This is a genomic window from Candidatus Eisenbacteria bacterium, from assembly GCA_035712145.1.
Classification (GTDB): Bacteria; Eisenbacteria; RBG-16-71-46; order RBG-16-71-46; family RBG-16-71-46; genus DASTBI01.
This window is the reverse complement of record DASTBI010000073.1, coordinates 20,554-37,982: the sequence shown is the minus strand read 5'-3', so window position 1 is coordinate 37,982 and position 17,429 is coordinate 20,554. Positions and strand designations below refer to the sequence as shown.

Below are 17,429 nucleotides of genomic sequence, written 5' to 3'. Positions count from 1 at the left end.
GCCCGATCCCAAGAGGGTCGGCAGCGATGCCTGGCGCCGCGTGCTCGGAGACCGCGAGTACATGTCCGACGACGGAAACATGCGCTCCATGAACCCGCGCGTCGCCCGGATCGTCGTGGCGTTCGATATCGCCGCGCCGCGATGAACCCCGATCAACGCACCACGACCCAGCGCCTCGTGGCCGCGTCCCCGGCGGAGGTTTCCACGCGCAGGAAGTAGAGTCCCGTCCTGATGGAACCGGGAGTCCAGGTCAGCCGATGCTGGCCCGCCGTGTATCGCTCGGCACTGCGGCGGGCCACGGCCCTCCCCGCCATGTCGTAGATCGTCAGAGCCACGTCGGCTTCACGCTCGAGCCGCAGGTCGAAAGCGGCGCTCCCCGTCGAAGGATTGGGACGAGGAGCACCCATGAACACTTCCGCCGCCGAAGGTCCAGGCCCGACACCGGTGGTGGCCGGCTCGTTCGAAGCCAGCGTGGTGAGCGTGAGCTGGTTCATCGAGCCCGCCCAGGTCCAGGCGATGCCGTCGGCCGAGGTGGCGACATGGCCTTCGCGGCTTGCCGCGGCCAGTGCGTTGCCGTTGCGCACCAAGCCCTGCATTCCTATCTGCGACAGCGTGCCGATCGGCGTCCAGGTCGTCGCCGCATCGGTGCTGCGGAAGACGTCGCCGGTCTCGGTGAGCACGTAGAGCGAAGACTGGACCGCGCGGATGCGGCGGGCGTTCGAAACCGCCATCGCGCCCTTCGGCGTCCAGGTGGCGCCGCCATCCAGACTCTCGTAGACCTCGCCGGTCCTGGTCAGCGCGTAGTGCTTCACCACGGGCGTGGTGTGGGTGAGACTCGCGAAGTTCGGCGCCGTGAGGGCGGCGAGCGCGCCGAAGCTCGCGCCGAGGTCGGCCGAGCCGTAGAGCGACCCCGTGGCCGTGAGCGCCAGCAGCGTGCCGTCGGGCTTGATCGACAAGTCCACCAGATCGCTGGCCGAAATCGCGCCCACCGCAGCCCAGGTCGCACCTGCATTCGTCGAGCGGTAGATCGAGCCCGAGCGCGTGGCGAGAAAGAGGTCGGAGGACGAGAGCCGCGCCGCCAGTCCGACGGCGTCGTGCGTCGGCAGCGTCGAGAGCGGGGTCCACGTCGCGCCGTTGTTCACCGACTGATATAGCTCGCCCGTGTCGATCAGCCCGAACAGCGTGGCGGCGGACACTGGACTCGCTGCACAAAGCGCGGCCAGGATCAGCGCCGCGCACCTGGGAGACCGACGACCGATCAACGCGTCACCACCACCTTGATCTGCGTGGTCTCCCCACCGGTCGATGCGCGCAGGAAATACATCCCGGCTGAGACCGGAGCCCCTTGGTCGTCACGTCCATCCCAGCTCGTCGCGCGATAGCCCATCTCGAATGTGCCGCGCGCGAGTGTGCGCACCTTCCGCCCGGCCAGGTCGTAGAGACCAACCTCCGCGGTGCCCGGGCCGCCGCCGATGCCGCCCGCGACCCCGAACGAGACGTTGAGCGCGCCGCCGCGGTAGGGGAGCGGCCACGCCGCGAGCGACCGTGCGGCGAGCAGCGACGCCCCGCCCAGCATCAACTCTTCCCCGAGCCCATTGATCGCGAACAGTCGGTACCGGTCGCCTGGAGAGCCGGAGCGATCGATGTACGAGTTGGTGCGAACGAGGCTCGCGATCGTGGACCAGCGCGAGCCATCGCCGCGCTCGATACGATAGCCGCCTAGGTCTTCTGGCGCGACGCTCGTGGCCCAAGACAGCTCGGCTCCGCCCTCGGGCGACAGCGCGGCCGCGAAGCTCAAGAGAGAGATCGAGGCCTCGATGGTGAAGAGTCCGCCGGTGGCCCCCACGGAGTACGGCACGGCGCGCTCCAGCTTGATCTGGGCGAACTTCGAAGGCAGGTGCGGCACGATGACGCGGTGTTCCCCGCCGCTCAGCCGGTCCTGGAGGAGCTGCCACGACGTGCCGCCATCGGCGGACAGGTAGAGGTCGACGAGCCCGGTGCCGTCCCAGGTCACGGTGCGCGAGGCTCCTACCGGCCACACGTCCCCGGGCGACGGCGACGCCAGCTCGATCGCTGCGGACGCGTACTTCAGATCCTGGTTCGTGACGTCGTAGTAGCTGATCCGAGGAACCCCTTGAGCATCCAGCGCCAGTGAAGAGTTCTGGCCGACGTTGCCGTTGGCATCCAACGTCTCGATCGCCCAGACACCGGCGTTCTTGGCAGCGTACTTGAGGTCGCCGTTGGCCTCGTCGTAGTAGCTGATGCGTGGGTTGCCCAGATCGTCGAGCGAAAGCGATGTGCCAAGACTCGAAGCGGGGCCCATGACATCCACTCTTTCGAGAGTCCACGCCCCGGCGGCCTTCCTGGCGAACTTCAGGTTTCCGAGGGTGGCATCGCCGTAGCTGATGCAGGGATTGCCTTGAGGATCGAGCGCGAGGGACGTGCTTCGCCCCACGAACCCACTGGCATCCACCGTCTCGAGTGTCCAGACCGCGCCATTCTTGCTGGCGTACTTGAGATCGCCGTTGGTCGCGTCCAGATAGCTGATCCGAGGACTGCCCTGAGCGTCGAGCGCGAGCGACGTGAACCAGCCGACGTCACCCGGGGAGTCCACCGTCTCGGCCGCGAGCCACACGCCGCCGGCCTTGGTCACGTACATCAGATTGCCGTTGGTGAGGTCCCGGTAGCTGATATGGGGATTGCCTTGGACATCGAGCGCCAGCGAGGGGAACTCTCCGACGGCGCCGGTGGCATCGGCGATCTCCAGCATCCAGATGCCCCCGTTCTTGCTCGCGTACTTGAGATCGCCATTGGTCAGATCCCGGTAGCTGATGCGCGGATTGCCTTGGGCATCGAGCGCAAGGGAAGTGTAAGAGCCCACGTTCCCTGCCGCATCCACGGTCTCGAAGTTCCACGTCCCGCCAACTCTGCTCGCGTAACGAAGATCGCCGTTCGTCAAATCTCCGTAACTGATCCGCGGGTTACCCTGGGCATCGAGGGCGACCGAAGTGAGTGCCCCCGTATTCCCGGTCGCATCGACCGTCTTGGTCCACCACGGCGACACCAGCCCCGGGGCGATCGAGAACGTCGGGCTGGCCGAGGTGGAGAGCGGTGATGAGCGACTGATCCTCACACACGCGCGCTCCGTGGTCAGCTGCGGCACCTCGAGACTGATCGCGTTCGAGGTGATGCCGGAGAGCAGCGTGGTGTAAGAGCGCCCTCCGTCGTCGGAGATCTGGATATCCACGCTCCCCGCGCCTCTCCAGCGCACGGTCTGCTGGGAGCCGGCCGCCCACCGAGCTCCGGCCGCGGGCTCCACGGTGTGGATCGCTGAATCGCTGTACCTGATGAGTCCGCCGTCCACCTGGTGGTAGAGAATGCAGGGGTTACCCTGGGCATCCAGGGCGAGTGAGCCGTACTGGCCGGTGAGGCCGGTGGCGTCCACGGTCTCGATCGTCCACGCGGCGCCGCTCTTGCTCGCGTACTTGAGGTCGCCGTTGGCCACGTCCTGATAGGCAATGCGTGGATTGCCCAAGGCATCGAGGGCGAGTGAAGTGTATTGGCCCACCGACCCCCCTCCGTCCACGGTCTCCGGAACCCAAGCCCCGGTGCTCTTGCTCGCATACTTCAGGTCACCGTTGGTCTGGTCGTAGTAGCTGATCCTGGGATGGTCCTGGGAGTCGAGCGCGATCGAGGTGTACTGGCCAACGAGGCCCGCCGCATCGACCGTTTCCACGGTCCAGGTCGCTCCGATCTTGCTCGCGTACTTGAGGTCGCCGTTGGTGATGTCGTAATAGCTGATGCGGGGATTTCCCTCGCTGTCGATCGCGAGCGAGGTGTACCGGCCCACGAAGGCCGCAGGATCGGGCACGGTCTCCACGGTCCATACCCCGCCGCTCTTGCTGGCGTACTTGAGATTGAGGTTGGTCTCGTCGCTGTAACTGATTCGCGGGTTGCCCTGGGCGTCGAATGCCAGAGAAGTGAAGTGGCCCACGTCGCCAGCCGCGTCCACCACCTCGATCGTCCACGCGCCGTTCGGAGACCTGCTCGCGTACTTGAGATCCAATGCCGTGGCATCTCTGTAGCTGATGCATGGATTGCTCTGAGCGTCGAGGGCGATGGAGCTGTAGTGCCCCTGGTTCCCCGCCGCATCCACCGTCTGCACGGTCCACGCCGTCCCTCGTCGGGTGGCGTACTCGAGGTCTGAGGTCCCAATCTCCCAGTAGCTGAGGTGCGGATTGCCCTCCGCGTCCAGGGCGAGTGAGAGGTGCTGCCCAGAAGTAACTGGAACGGTCTCGTTGACGAAGGGTGTGGCGAGCGCCGCGGAAACGCTCCCCAGGGTGATGACGGTGAATGCGCAGGCAGCGAAGCGGTAGGCCCGAGAGGTCGGCCTCATGATTGCGCCTTTCTCGCGGTCGCTCGGCGCGAGCCGGGCGAACGTGGCGAACGAGGCCATCGGGGGCGGCCTGGATGGTCTGCTCACCCTCGGTGGGGGCCGGCCGGAGGGCGTCTGAAAGTGGGATTCTAGCCGCTCTGCGGGGCTGAGGGCACGCGGAAAGTGGCGCCCCGTATGCCTACTGCAGCCAGGGCTCCTTGTAGTCGGGTCCGATGCCGAACTCCTCGATCGCCTTGGCGACGACGCCGGGCGGCACGTGACCCTGCTGGCACAGGGACGACAGCGTCGCCACTACGATGTGCTGGGCGTCGATCTCGAAGAAGCGACGCAACGCCTCGCGCGTGTCGCTTCGTCCGAAGCCGTCGGTGCCGAGCGAGGTGAAGGGCCGCGGGATCCAGCGCGACACCATGTCGGCGGTGCTCTTCGTGAAGTCGGAGACCGCGATCACCGGACCCGGCGCCGATTCGAGCACGCGGGTCACGTAGGGGACGCGCGGCGGCGCGCCGGGATGGAGCCGGTTCCAGCGCTCGCACGACAATGCATCGTTGCGGAGCTGCTGATAGCTGGTGGCGCTCCACACGTCGGCGGCGACGTCGAACTTCTCGGCCAGGATCTCCTGCGCGCGCAGCGCCTGCAGGAGGATCGGACCGCTGCCGAAGATCTGCGCGCGATGCCTGGCCTGCTGGACCGCGCCACGGAACAGGTAGGCCCCGCGCAGGATGCCTTCCTCGACGCCGGCGGGCATGGGCGGCATCGGGTAATCCTGATTGTAGAGCGTGATGTAGTAGAAGATGTCCTCGCCCTTCACGTACATGCGGTCGAGCCCGTCCTTGACGATGGTCGCCACCTCGAACGCGAAGGCCGGATCATAGGTGAGGATGCACGGGATGGTGCTGGCCAGCACGTGGCTGTTGCCGTCCTCGTGCTGCAGGCCTTCGCCGTTCAGCGTGGTGCGGCCCGCGGTGCCGCCGAGCAGGAAGCCGCGGCCACGCGCGTCTCCGAACGCCCACATCAGGTCGCCGGTGCGCTGGAAGCCGAACATCGAATAGAAGATGTAGAAGGGGATCATCGCTTCGCCGTGGGTGGCGTAGCTCGTGCCGGCGGCCGTGAAGCTCGCCATCGAGCCGGCCTCGGTAATGCCCTCCTCGAGGAGCTGGCCGTTCTCCTTCTCGATGTAGGAGAGCACCAGCTTCGAGTCCACCGATTCGTACTTCTGGCCGAACGGGGCATAGATGCCGACCTCGCGGAACAGCACTTCCATGCCGAAGGTGCGCGCCTCGTCGGGAATGATCGGGACCACGCGCTTGCCCCAGGCCGGGTCGCGGAGCAGGTTCCGCAGCAGCTTGCCGAACGCCATGGTGGTCGAGACCGCCTGGTCCTCGCGCGTCCCCGAGTCGAACTCGCTGAACACCTTGTCGCCCGGCGCCGGCAATGCCTTCGAGCGCACGATGCGCTTGGGTACGCAGCCGCCGAGCGCCTTGCGGCGCTCGAGCATGTAACGCACCTCGGGACTGTCGGGTCCCGGGTGGTAATAAGCCGCGTCGGCGATCTTGCGGTCCGAGATCGGCAGCTCGAGCCGGTCGCGGAACTTCTTCAGCTCCTCGAGGCTCAGCTTCTTCATCTGGTGAGTCACGTTGCGGGCCTCGGCGCCCGACCCGAGCGTCCAGCCCTTCACGGTCTTGGCCAGGATCACGCTGGGAGCGCCCTTGTACTCCACCGCCGTCTTGTACGCGGCGTAGACCTTGCGGTAGTCGTGGCCGCCGCGCCGCAGACGGCGCAGGTCTTCGTCGCTCAAGTTCTCGACCATCTTGAGCAGGCGCGGATCCTTGCCGAAGAAGTTCTGCCGGATGTACGCGCCCGACTCGATCGAGTAGCGCTGCCACTCGCCGTCGACCGTCTCGTTCATGGTCTCGACCAGGACGCCTTCATAGTCCTGGGCAAAGATCGGATCCCAGTCGCGCGACCAGATCACCTTGATCACGTTCCAGCCGGCGCCGCGGAAGAGCGCCTCGAGCTCCTGGACGATCTTGCCGTTGCCGCGCACCGGACCGTCGAGCCGCTGCAGGTTGCAGTTCACGACGAACGTGAGGTTGTCGAGCTTGTCGCGCCCAGCCAGCGACAGCGCGCCCACCGCTTCGGGCTCGTCCATCTCGCCGTCGCCGATGAACGCCCACACCCGTGACCTCGAGGTGTCAGCCAGGCCGCGCTGGTGCATGTAGCGGTTGAAGCGCGCCTGGTAGATGGCATTGAGCGGCCCGAGCCCCATGGACACGGTGGGGAACTCCCAGAAGTCCGGCATCAGCCGCGGATGGGGGTAGGAAGACAGGCCCTGGCCGCGCACGATCTCGCGACGGAAGTGATCGAGCTGGCTCTCGCTCAGCCGGCCTTCGAGGAAGGCTCGCGAGTAGATGCCTGGAGCGCCGTGGCCCTGGAAGAAGATCTGGTCGCCGGCGGCTTCGTCCTTGCCGCGGAAGAAGTGATTGAACCCGACTTCATAGAGGCTGGCCGTCGAAGCGTAGGTGGAGAGGTGACCGCCGATTCCAGGATGCCGCTGATTGGCGCGGAGCACCATGACCGCGGCGTTCCAGCGGATGATGCGCCGCACCCGGAGCTCCATGCTCTCGTCGCCCGGGAACGGGGGCTCCTGCTCGGGCGAGATGGTGTTGATGTACGGCGTGTTGACCAGGTACCCGAGCCCGAGGTCGAGCTGCCGCGCGCGCTTCAACACCTTGCGCAGCACGAAGTAGGCGCGTTCCTTGCCGACGTGCTCGACGATGTCGTCGAGGGCCTCGATCCACTCCGAAGTCTCCTGCGGATCGGGGTCGGGAAGCTGTCGCTTGAAGGCTTCGAGCGGGCTCGGATCGCCCGATTTGGGCTGGTCTTCGATCATCGTCATGGCGGACTCCAGGGTACGCGATTGCCGCAGTCTAGCACGCGGCTGCCGGGGCGAACCGCCTGGCTCCAAAGCCCATATCGGCCGCTCGAAGCCCTTTCGGCAGGGCGTTCGGCGCGCTAGACTCGCGCGCCCCTGAATGGACTCACAACGGAGGTCCCCCATGACGCTGGTCGCGAACGCCTTCTCGACCCTGCATCCGGCTCGCTCGCCCCAAGGCCTTCGCCCGATGACCGCCGAAGACCTGTGGACGATTCCCAGAGTGGGTTCACCGATCCCTTCGCCCAAGGGCGACATCCTTGCCGTCTGTGTCACGACCTATGACCTCGAGAAGAACCAGGGTCGCGGGCGCATCTGGCTGGTGCCGTGCGAAGCCGATCGGCCGCCGGGCGAGCCCCGGCCTCTGACGTCGGCCGATGTGTCGAGCGGCGAGCCTTCGTTCTCGCCCGACGGCAAGCGACTCGCCTTCACACGCAAGGCCGATCATGGCAAGGCGCAGCTGCATGTCATGCCGCTCGACGGTGGCGAGGCCCAGAAGCTCACCGAGCTGCCGCTCGGGGTGCTCGATCCGAAATGGCTTCCGGATGGCAGCGGCATCGTGTTCTTCGCACCGTTGCTCCGCGGTCACTTCACTCCCGAAGCGACCAAGGCGGAGATCGAGCGGCGGGACAAGGATCCGGTCAAGGCGCACGTCACCGAAGAGCGTCTCTACCGTTACTGGGATCAATGGCTCACCACCGGCGAGACGCCGCATCTCTTCCTGCTCGAGCTGGCGACCGGCTCGCTGCGTGACCTGACGCCCGAGGCCACCGCATGGCTCGACTGGATGGATCCCAGCGGCCACTACGACATCTCGCCGGATGGTCGTGAGATCGCCTACTCGGGCATCGTCTTCGACGAGAAGCGCTCGATCGTGCACTCGACGCTCTATCGCGTGCCCGTCCAGGGCGGCGAGATCAAGAACCTCACGCCCAGTCATCCCGCGGAGAACCTGCGTCCTCGCTACAGCCGCGACGGATCCTGGATCGCCTTCGGCATGACCCAGGACCCGACGTTCTACGCGGACACGGTTCGGCTGATGCGCCTCGACGTCGCGAGCGGAAAAGTGTCGCCGTTGCTGGAGGGCTGGGACCGCTCGCCCTCGGCCTGGGAGTTCGGACGGGATGGCTCGCTCGTCCTCACGGCGGAGGACGAAGGGCGCACCAGCATCTTCGCGCTCGATCCGCAGGCGCCGGCGACGCCGCGCGAGGTGGTGCGGGGGGGCACGGTGAGCGGTCTGGCGATCGGCTCGGACGGTCGTCTGTGGTTCAGCCTCCAGTCCTTGTCGCAGCCGCCCGAGGTCTTCGAGAGCGCCGGCACCGGCACCTCCCGGCAGGTGACCCGCTTCACCGAGCCCGTCACCCGGACGTTCTCGATCGGCGAGGTGCGCGAGATGCAGCTCGAAGGGGCCCAGGGCGAGATGATCCAGATGTACGTCACGCTTCCGCCGGGCTACGAGAGTGGGCGCCGTCCCCTGGTGCAGATGGTCCACGGTGGACCGCACGGCATCAGCGGTGACGCGTTCCATTTCCGCTGGAACAGTCACCTGTTCGCCGCCGCGGGATATGTCGTCGCGCAGGTCAACTTCCAGGGCTCGACCTCGTGGGGCCAGGACTTCGCCCAGCGCATCCAGGGCGGCTGGGGCGATCGCCCATTCGAAGACGTGATGCTCGCCACCGACCATCTGATTGCCGCGGGGCTCGCGGACGAGAAGCGCATGGCCGCGGCCGGCGGCTCGTACGGCGGGTACATGGCGGCCTGGATCGCGGGCCACACGGACCGCTTCCGCTGCATCGTCAACCACGCCGGGGTCTACAACCTGATGTCGCAATACGCGAGCGACGTCACCCAGGGCCGCTCGAAGTCGATGGGAGGGGAGCCATGGGATGGCCTCGACGCGATCGAGCGCTGGAGTCCCGCACGCTTCGCCACGGGCTTCAATACGCCGATGCTGGTGATCCACGGCGAGCGCGACTACCGCGTGCCGGTCACGCAGGGTCTCGAGTGCTACGGCGTGCTCAAGGCCAAGGGCGTGCCCGCGCGCCTGGTGTACTTCCCGGACGAGAACCACTGGGTGCTCAAGCCGAGGAACTCACTGCTCTGGTATCGAGAGGTCCTGGGCTGGCTGGAGCGCTGGATCCGTTAGCTCGCGCCGGGGGGCCTGCGCGCCGCGTCGCGACTGAGCACCGCTACGAGATGCGCGCCCACGAAGGCCATGACCAGCATGCTGCCGATGTTGTGGACCGACGAGAGCGCAACCGCATAAGGCACTTCACCCCTGCTGCGCGCCGAGATCCGAGCCATCCACCATTGCGCACCGAGCGCGAGTCCGCTCGCGAGCGTGACGGACATGACCGCGGCCGCCACCAGTCCCAGCACGTGATCGGGCCGGCCGCGGAACGGCGAAACGCGCCGCCAGTGGCGCCATTGATACACGGCATAAGAGGCGGCCAGCGGGACGCCAAGGGCGACATGAAGCGTCTCGCCCGGGCGGCGGCCGGCGATCAGGAACGCGGCGAACAGGACGAGCCCGGAGAGGGCCTCGAAGGCCAGCAGGATCCACAACGCGATCAGCAGCGGCGATCGGAGCCGCCCCGCGCGCTCGTCGGCGGAGCGGGAGCGGCTCACGACGGGCGCACGTAGCGCAGCACGAAGATCGCTTCTCCCGAAGCGATGCTCACCAGCCAGGCCACGACGAACACCAAAGTCCAGATGCGATGCTCCCGGAAGAACCAGCGGCCGGCCTTCTGCTCCTGGTATGCCAGCGCGCCGAGGATGACGAACGCGACATAGGCGAGCAGGGAGAGCATTCCGTGCGCGGCGAAGAAGATCTTCATGCCGGTGTAGAGAGGCTCGTGTCCCGATGCCGCGCTGGCGGCGCGGTTGGCCATGTAGAGGACGTTGACGAGCGCTTCGAACAGCGCCAGACCCAGGAACAGCAGGCCGGGAAAGGGGCGGCGATTCCAGTTGGCCCACACCACGTAGAGCACGCCGGCCGTGACGAAAAGCTCGCTCACGGCGGAGAAGATGCTGAACGGCGGAATGTTCATGGCCGGCGGAAGATAGCACCCTGAGCAGGTCGGCCGAAGCCTTCACGTCGACGGAAGTAGTGCGCTCTTGATAATCTCGCGACTCATGACCCCCGTCCGCGCACTCACTTTGCTCTCCGGCGGCCTCGACAGCGCTCTGGCGGCGAGACTGATGCTCGACCAGGGACTGGAGGTGATCGGCCTCCACCTCGAGTCACCGACCGCCTGCCGGAGCGACGTGCGAGAGGTGGCGCGGGAGCTGGGCATTGCGCTCGAGGTGCGGGCCAAAGGCGAGGAGTACCTGCGGCTGCTCAGGCATCCGCGCTTCGGCTACGGCAAGCACATGAATCCGTGCGTGGACTGTCGCATGTTCATGTTCGGGATCGCGCGTCTCGTCATGGACGAAGTCGGCGCACGCTTCATCGCCACCGGCGAGGTCGCCGGGCAGCGGCCGATGTCACAGGGCAGGAACACACTCGGACTCATCGATCGCGAGTCCGGCCTGGAAGGCTGGATCCTGCGCCCGCTCTCGGCACTGCTGCTGCCGGAGACCGAGCCCGAGAAGCGCGGATGGGTCGACCGCTCTCGACTGCTGCGCATCACCGGCCGCGGCCGGCTCGAACAGCTCGCGCTCGCGGACCACTACGGCTTGTCGCACCACCAGTCTCCCGGCGGGGGCTGCCTGCTCACCGACGCCACGTTCTCGGTCAAGCTCCGCGATCTGTTCGCGCACGTGGATGAAGCCGCGACCACGATCGACGACGTGTCGCTGCTGAGAGTCGGCCGGCACTTCCGGGTGCGTCCCGATCTCAAGGTGGTGCTGGGACGCAACAAGGACGAGAACCGCCGTCTCGCGGAGCTGTTCGGAAGGGGACGCTGGCTGGTGGAGCCGCTCGGCTTCAATGGACCCGCCGCGATGGTCTGTGGCCCGCGCGACGACGAGGCACTCGACGCGGCGACACGCCTGATCGCCGAGTACACGCGGGACCCGCAACCGGGACTTCGCGTGCGCTGGAGAGACGGTGAAGCATCCGGCGAGCGAGCGCTGGCCGCGCCGCAAGGCCTCGTCCAACTCGAGGCGCACTGACCGCACCCGAGTCCGCGGAAAGCAAAGAGGGACGGTCGTGAAGACCGTCCCTCTTTCGTTACAGCGTTATAGCGTGCGGCGAATTACAGACCAGGGCTCGGCGAAGGCGTCGGCTCCGGGGTGGGCTCCGGGGTGGGCTCCGGGGTCGGCTCCGGCGACGGCGACGGTGACGGCGACCCGCACGGCACGTGGCTGATGACGAAGTTGCCACTGTAGCTGTCGGGCACGACGGCGGTCGCACCGGTCGGCGTGCAGCCGGCCGGCACGTCATCCTCGTCGAGGCTGTAGTGCACGTTCTTGTTGTTCACCTTGGACTGACCAACGGCCATGTCTGCGCACCCGCCACTGAAGCTGACGGTGATGGTCGCGGGAGCATCCGAGTTGTTGTCCAGGCCGTTCAGGATGAACAGCCACTCACCCTTGTCCTCACAGCCGGTGCCCGCAATGTTGTTGCGGAGGCTGATCGTCTTGGCGCTGACCACGGAGGCAGCGATCAACACGAGGATTCCAAGGGTCGCGATCGAGGTCCAAACAGTCCACTTGCGGCGTTCCACGGATCTCATCTCCTTTTTCCGGGGTGCAGAACCAGAGGGTGTCGAATCACCTGGCGAATGCCTGGCGGAAGACTGGAGCGACCCGCGCGGCTCTCTCGACGGTGAGGGATAAAAACGATGACGGTTTCTGCACCATCAAGTCAATGAAAACCCGCGTCCGACACGGGTTTCCGCACACCTTGACTTTCCAGTTTCGGGATCGAGAGGCGGACCTCCGAGTGACCGACCCGATTGCCGCGTGCTAGAGTGTCGCGGTTTGGAAACCGAGTCCCCGTGAGGACCCAGGTCGCCGGATGGCTTACCTCGCACGGCGGCGGGTCCCGGTGGCACCTCGTGGGTCAAATGGCCCAGCTTCCCTGACCCTCGAACTCCGCACGTACCTCGCTGTGCCGCTGCGAACTAACGCGTCCGGACGTCCCGGCAAGCGGAGGGCAGTGATCCGCTTCGATCCTCGTCACGCTTCCGGATAAACGTCCGAAGGCACTTCAATGGAGGGAGTGGATGTCGATGTCGTCATCGAGTCGGAGCGCCTTGAGCGCCTTGCACGCCGGCGGTTGGACCGCGCTGGCCATGGTGTTCGCGCTCGCCGTTCCGACGGAAGCCGGGGCCCAGGGGACGGACTCGTCCTCGGCGTTCGCCGATACCACCCGCCCGGTCACCTTCCTCAAGGAGACCGTGGTCACAGGCTCCCGCTACCCGCGCGCCTACTATGAATCACCACAGGCGCTGTCGTTCCTGTCACGATCCCAGATCCTCGAAGTCATGCCCAACGTGCCTGGCGACGTGCTCTCGAGCATGCCGGGGGTCGACAACAGCAAGGACAGTCCCTGGGAACAGAGGCCGGTGTTGCGCGGCCTCGGGGGCCAGCGGGTCCTGGTGCTGGTCGACGGCATGCCGATGAACAGCGCCCGCGGTAACGGCCCGCACCCGTCAGTGGTGGGTCCGGCCCAGATCGACCGCGTGGAGGTGGTGCGGGGACCCTCATCGGTGGCGTACGGTTCGGACGCGCTGGGAGGCGTCATCAACATCATCACCCGCGAGGCCAGCTTCCTGCGCCCCGACCAGACTTTCCGCGGGTCGGCCGCGATCGGCGGCAGCACGGCGGACGGGCAGGGCAATCTCTTCCTCGAGCTGATGAAGCGCACGGGAAAGCTGTCGGCCTACGTGTCGAGCGGCGCGCGCAACGCGCAGGACTTCCGCTCGCCGAACGGTGACGTCCCGAACTCGCAGTTCAGCGAATACGACGCGCTCGCCAATCTGCGCTGGGACTTCAGCGACAAGACCGCGCTCAAGCTCGGGTGGCAGCTCTATCGGGGTGATGACATCGGAATCCCCGGGCTCTCGTTCGCGTTCCCGGGCGCTTCGCAGGAGTTCGGCTTCGACTTCTACAACCGTGACTACACACATCTGACGCTGAGCCACCGTCACGGAAGCTCGTGGCTGGCATCGTCCCAGGTGAAGGCTTACTGGCAGCAGGAGCGTCGCAACTTCGGCTCCGATCAGGATCTCGAGTGGTTCATGTTCCCGGCCTTTGGGTTCCCGGCGGTGGGCCCGCCGAGCGGGCCGGGGGACACGAGCTCCGTATCGACGCACCAGGACCGGTACTTCGACATCTCGACGTTCGGTGTGCAGGGACAGCTCACCTCGGTGCGCACCTCGCGCGCGCTCTTCACCGCGGGAATCGACGCGGCGCGCGACGTGACCGACGGCGACAACGTCCGCTTCCGCACCTATCAGGATCCGGGCGGCGCCGCGATCGGCGGCACGCAGGAGCGGGTGACCGCGTCGATTCCGGACGGTGACTTCGACAACTACGGCGCCTATGCCCAATCGGAGTGGTATCTCCACCCGCGGTGGACCGTTCACGCCGGCGGCCGCTTCACCCACTACCGTTACCGCACCGACGAATTCGTGCGCGCCCCAGGGGCTCCGGCCATCCCGCCGATGAGCGTGGACGACGACGCCCTGTCCGGATCGGCCGGAGTGGTGTGGAGCCCGGTGCGCGACCTGCACGTCACCGGTAACGTCGCCAATGGATATCGCCAGCCGAACGCGCAGGACCTGTTCTTCAACGGGCCGGCGTCGGTCGGCAACGTCATCGGCAACCCCGAGCTCGTCCCCGAAAAGAGCGTCTCCTACGACCTCGGGTTCCGCTGGGGGCCGGGTCGCCTGGGCCTCGCGGCGAACGCGTTCTACTCCACCTACGAGGACTTGATCGACGCGTTGCAGGTGCCAGGCCCTCCGGGACCTCCCACGTTCCAGTACACCAACATTTCCGAGGCACGGATCTGGGGCTACGAGGCGGAGGCCGAGTGGAAGTTCCGGCCGCAGTGGAACGCGCGGGCGAACGTCAGTGACGCGATCGGTGACATCACCAATGCCGAGGCGATCGAGAATCTCTACGGTGTTTCGCAGGACGAGGCGCCGCTGCCCAGTGTGCCGCCGATCCACGGCGCCTTCTCATTGCGGTGGACCGACTCGCGGGGCCGCTACTGGGTCGAACCCTCGGCCCGGTGGTCCTGGCGCACCAGCAGGCTCCCGCTGCCGACTCCGGGAGTCGGGCAGTTCACCGAGTTCAAGAAGGAATGGATCGTGGGCGACCTCTACGGCGGCGCCTCCCTGCCATGGGGAGCCCGAGTCATGGTGGGGGTGCGCAACATCGCGGACACCGCGTATCGACCGGCTCTTGCGTCGGTCGACGAGCCCGGGATCAACTTCGTGGGGCAGCTGTCAGGAAGCTTCTGAGGGCTCGGGGGCATCCCCGATCCGATAACGTCTTGGCCGGCCGATTCTTTGGCCGGCCCCCCGGCGAGCGACACGTGAATATCAAGCCCAAACCCGCCGATACCATCGCCAGTCCCGAGCAGGAGCCCCGGCTTCCGCCCGGACAAGTCCGGACCGACAAGTGGCCGGTGCTCCACTACGGAGCGTTGCCGCACATCGATCTGGCGACGTGGGACTTCCGTGTGTACGGCCTGGTGGAGACTCCGCTCCGCTGGACCTACCCGGAGTTCCTCGCGCTGCCTCAGGTGCAGGTGAAGAGCGACATCCATTGCGTCACGCGGTGGAGCCGCTTCGACAACCTGTGGCAGGGAGTTTCGTTCAAAGAGCTGATGCGGCACGTCCAGGTGATGGCGGACGCTCGGCATGCGGTCATTCATGCCGAGCAAGGCTTCACGACGAACCTGCCGCTCGCGGAGCTGGAGCAGGATGATGTGCTGTTCGCCTACCGCCACGACGGTCGGGATCTCACTCCCGAGCACGGCTGGCCTCTGCGGCTGGTCGTGCCGCGGCGTTACTTCTGGAAGAGCGCCAAGTGGGTGCGGTCTGTCGAGCTGGTCGCGGAGGACCGGCCCGGCTTCTGGGAGCAGAACGGCTACAACAACCAAGCCGACCCGTGGAAAGAGGAGCGTTTCTCGGACTGGTAGCGCGCACGCGCGGAGGGCCGGGTGAAGGACGTCCATCCGGTCGAGTGGGCGCGACGTCTCATCGATGATCAGCTCGAGCGCCTGAGCGAGCTGCGCAACGCGAATCCGCGTGACCCGGGCTTCAAGCTCTGGCGACAAACGACGCTCACCGTCATCCAGCGCATCTGGCCGGGCGACCTCGCGCGCTGCGAGCGATTCCGCCGGATTCCGTTCAGCGGCACGTCGCCCCGCCCGAGTCGCGTTCAGATGCGCGAGCATTTCGAGCGCGGCTGCGCCGAAGCATCGGCGTATCTCAAGATCCTGACGCTCGAGCTCGAGACCCAGGGCCTGAACAAGGGGAGCGCCGCAACGGCGGATCCCAAGCCCGCGCAGCTGCCCTCCGACCCGGCCCCGGCGCCGGCCCCGCCGCCTGCCGCCCCGCCCGACCCGCGCGACATGTTCGAGCCATCGCCTTTCGACCGCATTCAGCCGGCTCAGACGAAGTCCAGCGCGTCGCCGACCGCTGCGCCTCAGGCGACTCCGGCCCCCGCACCGGCACAAGCCAGCCGGGCGGCATCGCCGCCGTCGCCGCCCGCCGCCCATCCGGCGCCCCCCGCGGGCAATCCGCGCAAGCAGGGCCGCCTGAAGGACATGCTCGGCTTCGGCGAGGAGGCGTCGCGATCGAGCACGCCGTCCGGTGGCGGCGCGTCGAGCTTCTCGAATCCAGCTCCCCCGCCGGCGTTCGCGGGCAAGCAGGAAGACGTGCTCGATCCGCGACTGGAAGCGATGCTGGCGGAAGCGGAAGAGACGGCGTTCACGGCCGGCACGACGCCACCGACCGACGACACGCCGCCCATCGACGACACGCCGCTCACGGATGACGCCCCGCTCACGGAAGAGCCGCTGGATGACGAGCCCGCCGAGACCGCGGTCGCGGAGGAGACTGCGTCGGCGGCACGCGAACGGCCCGTGCAGCCCGGCGATCTGGCGATCGAATTCCTCAGCCGACCGCGAACGAGTCCGGCCCAGGCGGCCACCCCCGCGCCGGCGCCGCGGCCGGCGCCGCCCATGGCGCCGACAGCGCCCGTCGCGCGGGCGTCCTCGCCTGCTCCGGTTCCTCCTCCGGCGCCCACGCGGGCGCGCACGCCTGCCCCTCCTGCGCCACCAGCTCCCGCGTCACCCGTTCCCCGACCACCGGAGACCGTGTTGCCGGCGTGGACCACGCCATCGGCGCCGGTTCCCGCCCCACCGAAGCCGGTGGCTCCCAAGCCGCCGGCGCCGCCGGTCCAGGTTGCGCAGCCGCCGGTACAGGCCGCCAAGCCCGCGCCTGTCGCGAAGAGCTCCCCGACTTCAGCGGCCCTGGTCGCCATCGCCGCCCAGGTGGACAGGCTCGGAGTGCCCGAGAGCCAGTGCGCGGCGGCGAGCTCCGCGCTGATCGATCTGGCCAAGCAGCTCGACGAGGGCATCGCGAGCTTCGACTCGATTCGGGAGATCCTGTGGATCGTCGCCGACTATCCGGCGCTCGCCCGGCGCACGATCCCGCTGCTGATTCCGCACCTCGATCTCGAATAACCGCGGCTCAAGGCGCCGCCCACACCGCCTTTCCGCGGGCATCGCTCATGCTCAGCAGCGGCGCTCCCTGCGCGTCGAGCTCGAGACGGGCGCGAAAGACATCCTGTGAATCGGTGAGGCGCACCATCGTGCGTCCACCTTCGCGCACGGACAGGACGACACGCTCCCGGCCCTTCGCGCTGTTGAGTCGCAAGATCGGAGAGCCGTCCTCGCGCACGGAGAACTCGCCTCTGCGCCGCCATTGCTGATCGCGCAGCACGAAGGCGTGCGCTTCGACCACCTTGGGCCGTGGCGCAAACTGCCACGCCGCCACCGAGAGCAGTCCCAGGGTCAGAAACGCGCACAGCGCCGTGAGCCAGCGCACACGCGCCTCCAATCGGGCGAGCGGTTCGTCGGCCGCCGGTTGCGTCACGTTCATGAGATCCTCCGATCGTCGGACGCCGCGGCCAGGA

General features: G+C 67.3%; 12 protein-coding genes. 5 read left to right on the top strand and 7 right to left on the bottom strand.

Annotated features, from left to right (window positions below; all coding sequences use genetic code 11):
• Window positions 1–152: 152 nt before the first annotated feature.
• The 3 genes from VFQ05_04370 to aceE all read right to left on the bottom strand — a co-directional run bounded on the left by VFQ05_04370 (window position 153) and on the right by aceE (window position 7,286).
• A complete protein-coding gene (locus VFQ05_04370; protein ID HET9325986.1) occupies window positions 153–1,196 on the bottom strand; it encodes a T9SS type A sorting domain-containing protein in 1,044 nt (347 codons plus the stop codon).
• A gap of 62 nt (window positions 1,197–1,258) precedes the next feature.
• Complete coding sequence (locus tag VFQ05_04365; GenBank protein ID HET9325985.1) at window positions 1,259–4,396, bottom strand: FlgD immunoglobulin-like domain containing protein; 3,138 nt, start codon at window positions 4,394–4,396, stop codon at window positions 1,259–1,261.
• 178 nt (window positions 4,397–4,574) lie between these two features.
• Window positions 4,575–7,286: a pyruvate dehydrogenase (acetyl-transferring), homodimeric type gene (gene aceE / locus VFQ05_04360; GenBank protein ID HET9325984.1), complete on the bottom strand. Its 2,712-nt coding sequence runs from the start codon at window positions 7,284–7,286 to the stop codon at window positions 4,575–4,577.
• Between the two features lie 166 nt (window positions 7,287–7,452).
• Between aceE and VFQ05_04355 the strand changes: the two genes are divergently transcribed.
• Window positions 7,453–9,474: a S9 family peptidase gene (locus VFQ05_04355; protein HET9325983.1), complete on the top strand. Its 2,022-nt coding sequence runs from the start codon at window positions 7,453–7,455 to the stop codon at window positions 9,472–9,474.
• On the opposite strand, the gene VFQ05_04350 is transcribed toward VFQ05_04355, so the two are convergent.
• Together VFQ05_04350 and VFQ05_04345 are read right to left on the bottom strand one after the other, a co-directional pair.
• Entirely contained in the window at window positions 9,471–9,956 is a 486-nt protein-coding gene (locus VFQ05_04350; GenBank protein HET9325982.1) for a hypothetical protein, read from the bottom strand. The two genes, VFQ05_04355 and VFQ05_04350, sit on opposite strands and share 4 nt — an antisense overlap.
• The gene (locus tag VFQ05_04345) at window positions 9,953–10,378 is read right to left on the bottom strand and encodes a hypothetical protein (protein HET9325981.1); all 426 of its coding nucleotides are present in this window, start codon (window positions 10,376–10,378) and stop codon (window positions 9,953–9,955) included. The genes VFQ05_04350 and VFQ05_04345 overlap by 4 nt, the downstream gene beginning before the upstream one ends.
• Window positions 10,379–10,463: 85 nt before the next feature.
• On the opposite strand from VFQ05_04345, the gene VFQ05_04340 reads away from it, so the two are divergent.
• Window positions 10,464–11,444 (top strand): hypothetical protein, encoded by a 981-nt coding sequence (locus VFQ05_04340; protein ID HET9325980.1) that lies wholly within the window; start codon window positions 10,464–10,466, stop codon window positions 11,442–11,444.
• Between the two features lie 83 nt (window positions 11,445–11,527).
• On the opposite strand, the gene VFQ05_04335 is transcribed toward VFQ05_04340, so the two are convergent.
• Entirely contained in the window at window positions 11,528–11,998 is a 471-nt protein-coding gene (locus VFQ05_04335; GenBank protein ID HET9325979.1) for a hypothetical protein, read from the bottom strand.
• 531 nt (window positions 11,999–12,529) lie between these two features.
• Between VFQ05_04335 and VFQ05_04330 the strand changes: the two genes are divergently transcribed.
• From VFQ05_04330 to VFQ05_04320, 3 genes are all read left to right on the top strand, one after another.
• Window positions 12,530–14,743 (top strand): TonB-dependent receptor, encoded by a 2,214-nt coding sequence (locus tag VFQ05_04330; GenBank protein HET9325978.1) that lies wholly within the window; start codon window positions 12,530–12,532, stop codon window positions 14,741–14,743.
• 74 nt (window positions 14,744–14,817) lie between these two features.
• Complete coding sequence (locus VFQ05_04325; protein ID HET9325977.1) at window positions 14,818–15,426, top strand: sulfite oxidase-like oxidoreductase; 609 nt, start codon at window positions 14,818–14,820, stop codon at window positions 15,424–15,426.
• Window positions 15,427–15,447: 21 nt separating this feature from the next.
• Window positions 15,448–16,977, top strand: a complete 1,530-nt coding sequence (locus tag VFQ05_04320; GenBank protein ID HET9325976.1) for a hypothetical protein — start codon at window positions 15,448–15,450, stop codon at window positions 16,975–16,977.
• A gap of 7 nt (window positions 16,978–16,984) precedes the next feature.
• Here VFQ05_04320 and VFQ05_04315 read toward each other — a convergent pair whose 3' ends face one another.
• Window positions 16,985–17,395, bottom strand: coding sequence for a hypothetical protein (locus tag VFQ05_04315; protein ID HET9325975.1), 411 nt, complete (start codon window positions 17,393–17,395; stop codon window positions 16,985–16,987).
• Window positions 17,396–17,429: the final 34 nt, after the last annotated feature.

Coding starts and splice junctions, on each gene's coding strand:
- VFQ05_04365 (HET9325985.1), bottom strand. CDS start 4,396: ATGAGGCCGACCTCTCGGGCCTACCGCTTCGCTGCCTGCGCATTCACC.
- aceE (HET9325984.1), bottom strand. CDS start 7,286: ATGATCGAAGACCAGCCCAAATCGGGCGATCCGAGCCCGCTCGAAGCC.
- VFQ05_04355 (HET9325983.1), top strand. CDS start 7,453: ATGACGCTGGTCGCGAACGCCTTCTCGACCCTGCATCCGGCTCGCTCG.
- VFQ05_04345 (HET9325981.1), bottom strand. CDS start 10,378: ATGAACATTCCGCCGTTCAGCATCTTCTCCGCCGTGAGCGAGCTTTTC.
- VFQ05_04340 (HET9325980.1), top strand. CDS start 10,464: ATGACCCCCGTCCGCGCACTCACTTTGCTCTCCGGCGGCCTCGACAGC.
- VFQ05_04315 (HET9325975.1), bottom strand. CDS start 17,395: ATGAACGTGACGCAACCGGCGGCCGACGAACCGCTCGCCCGATTGGAG.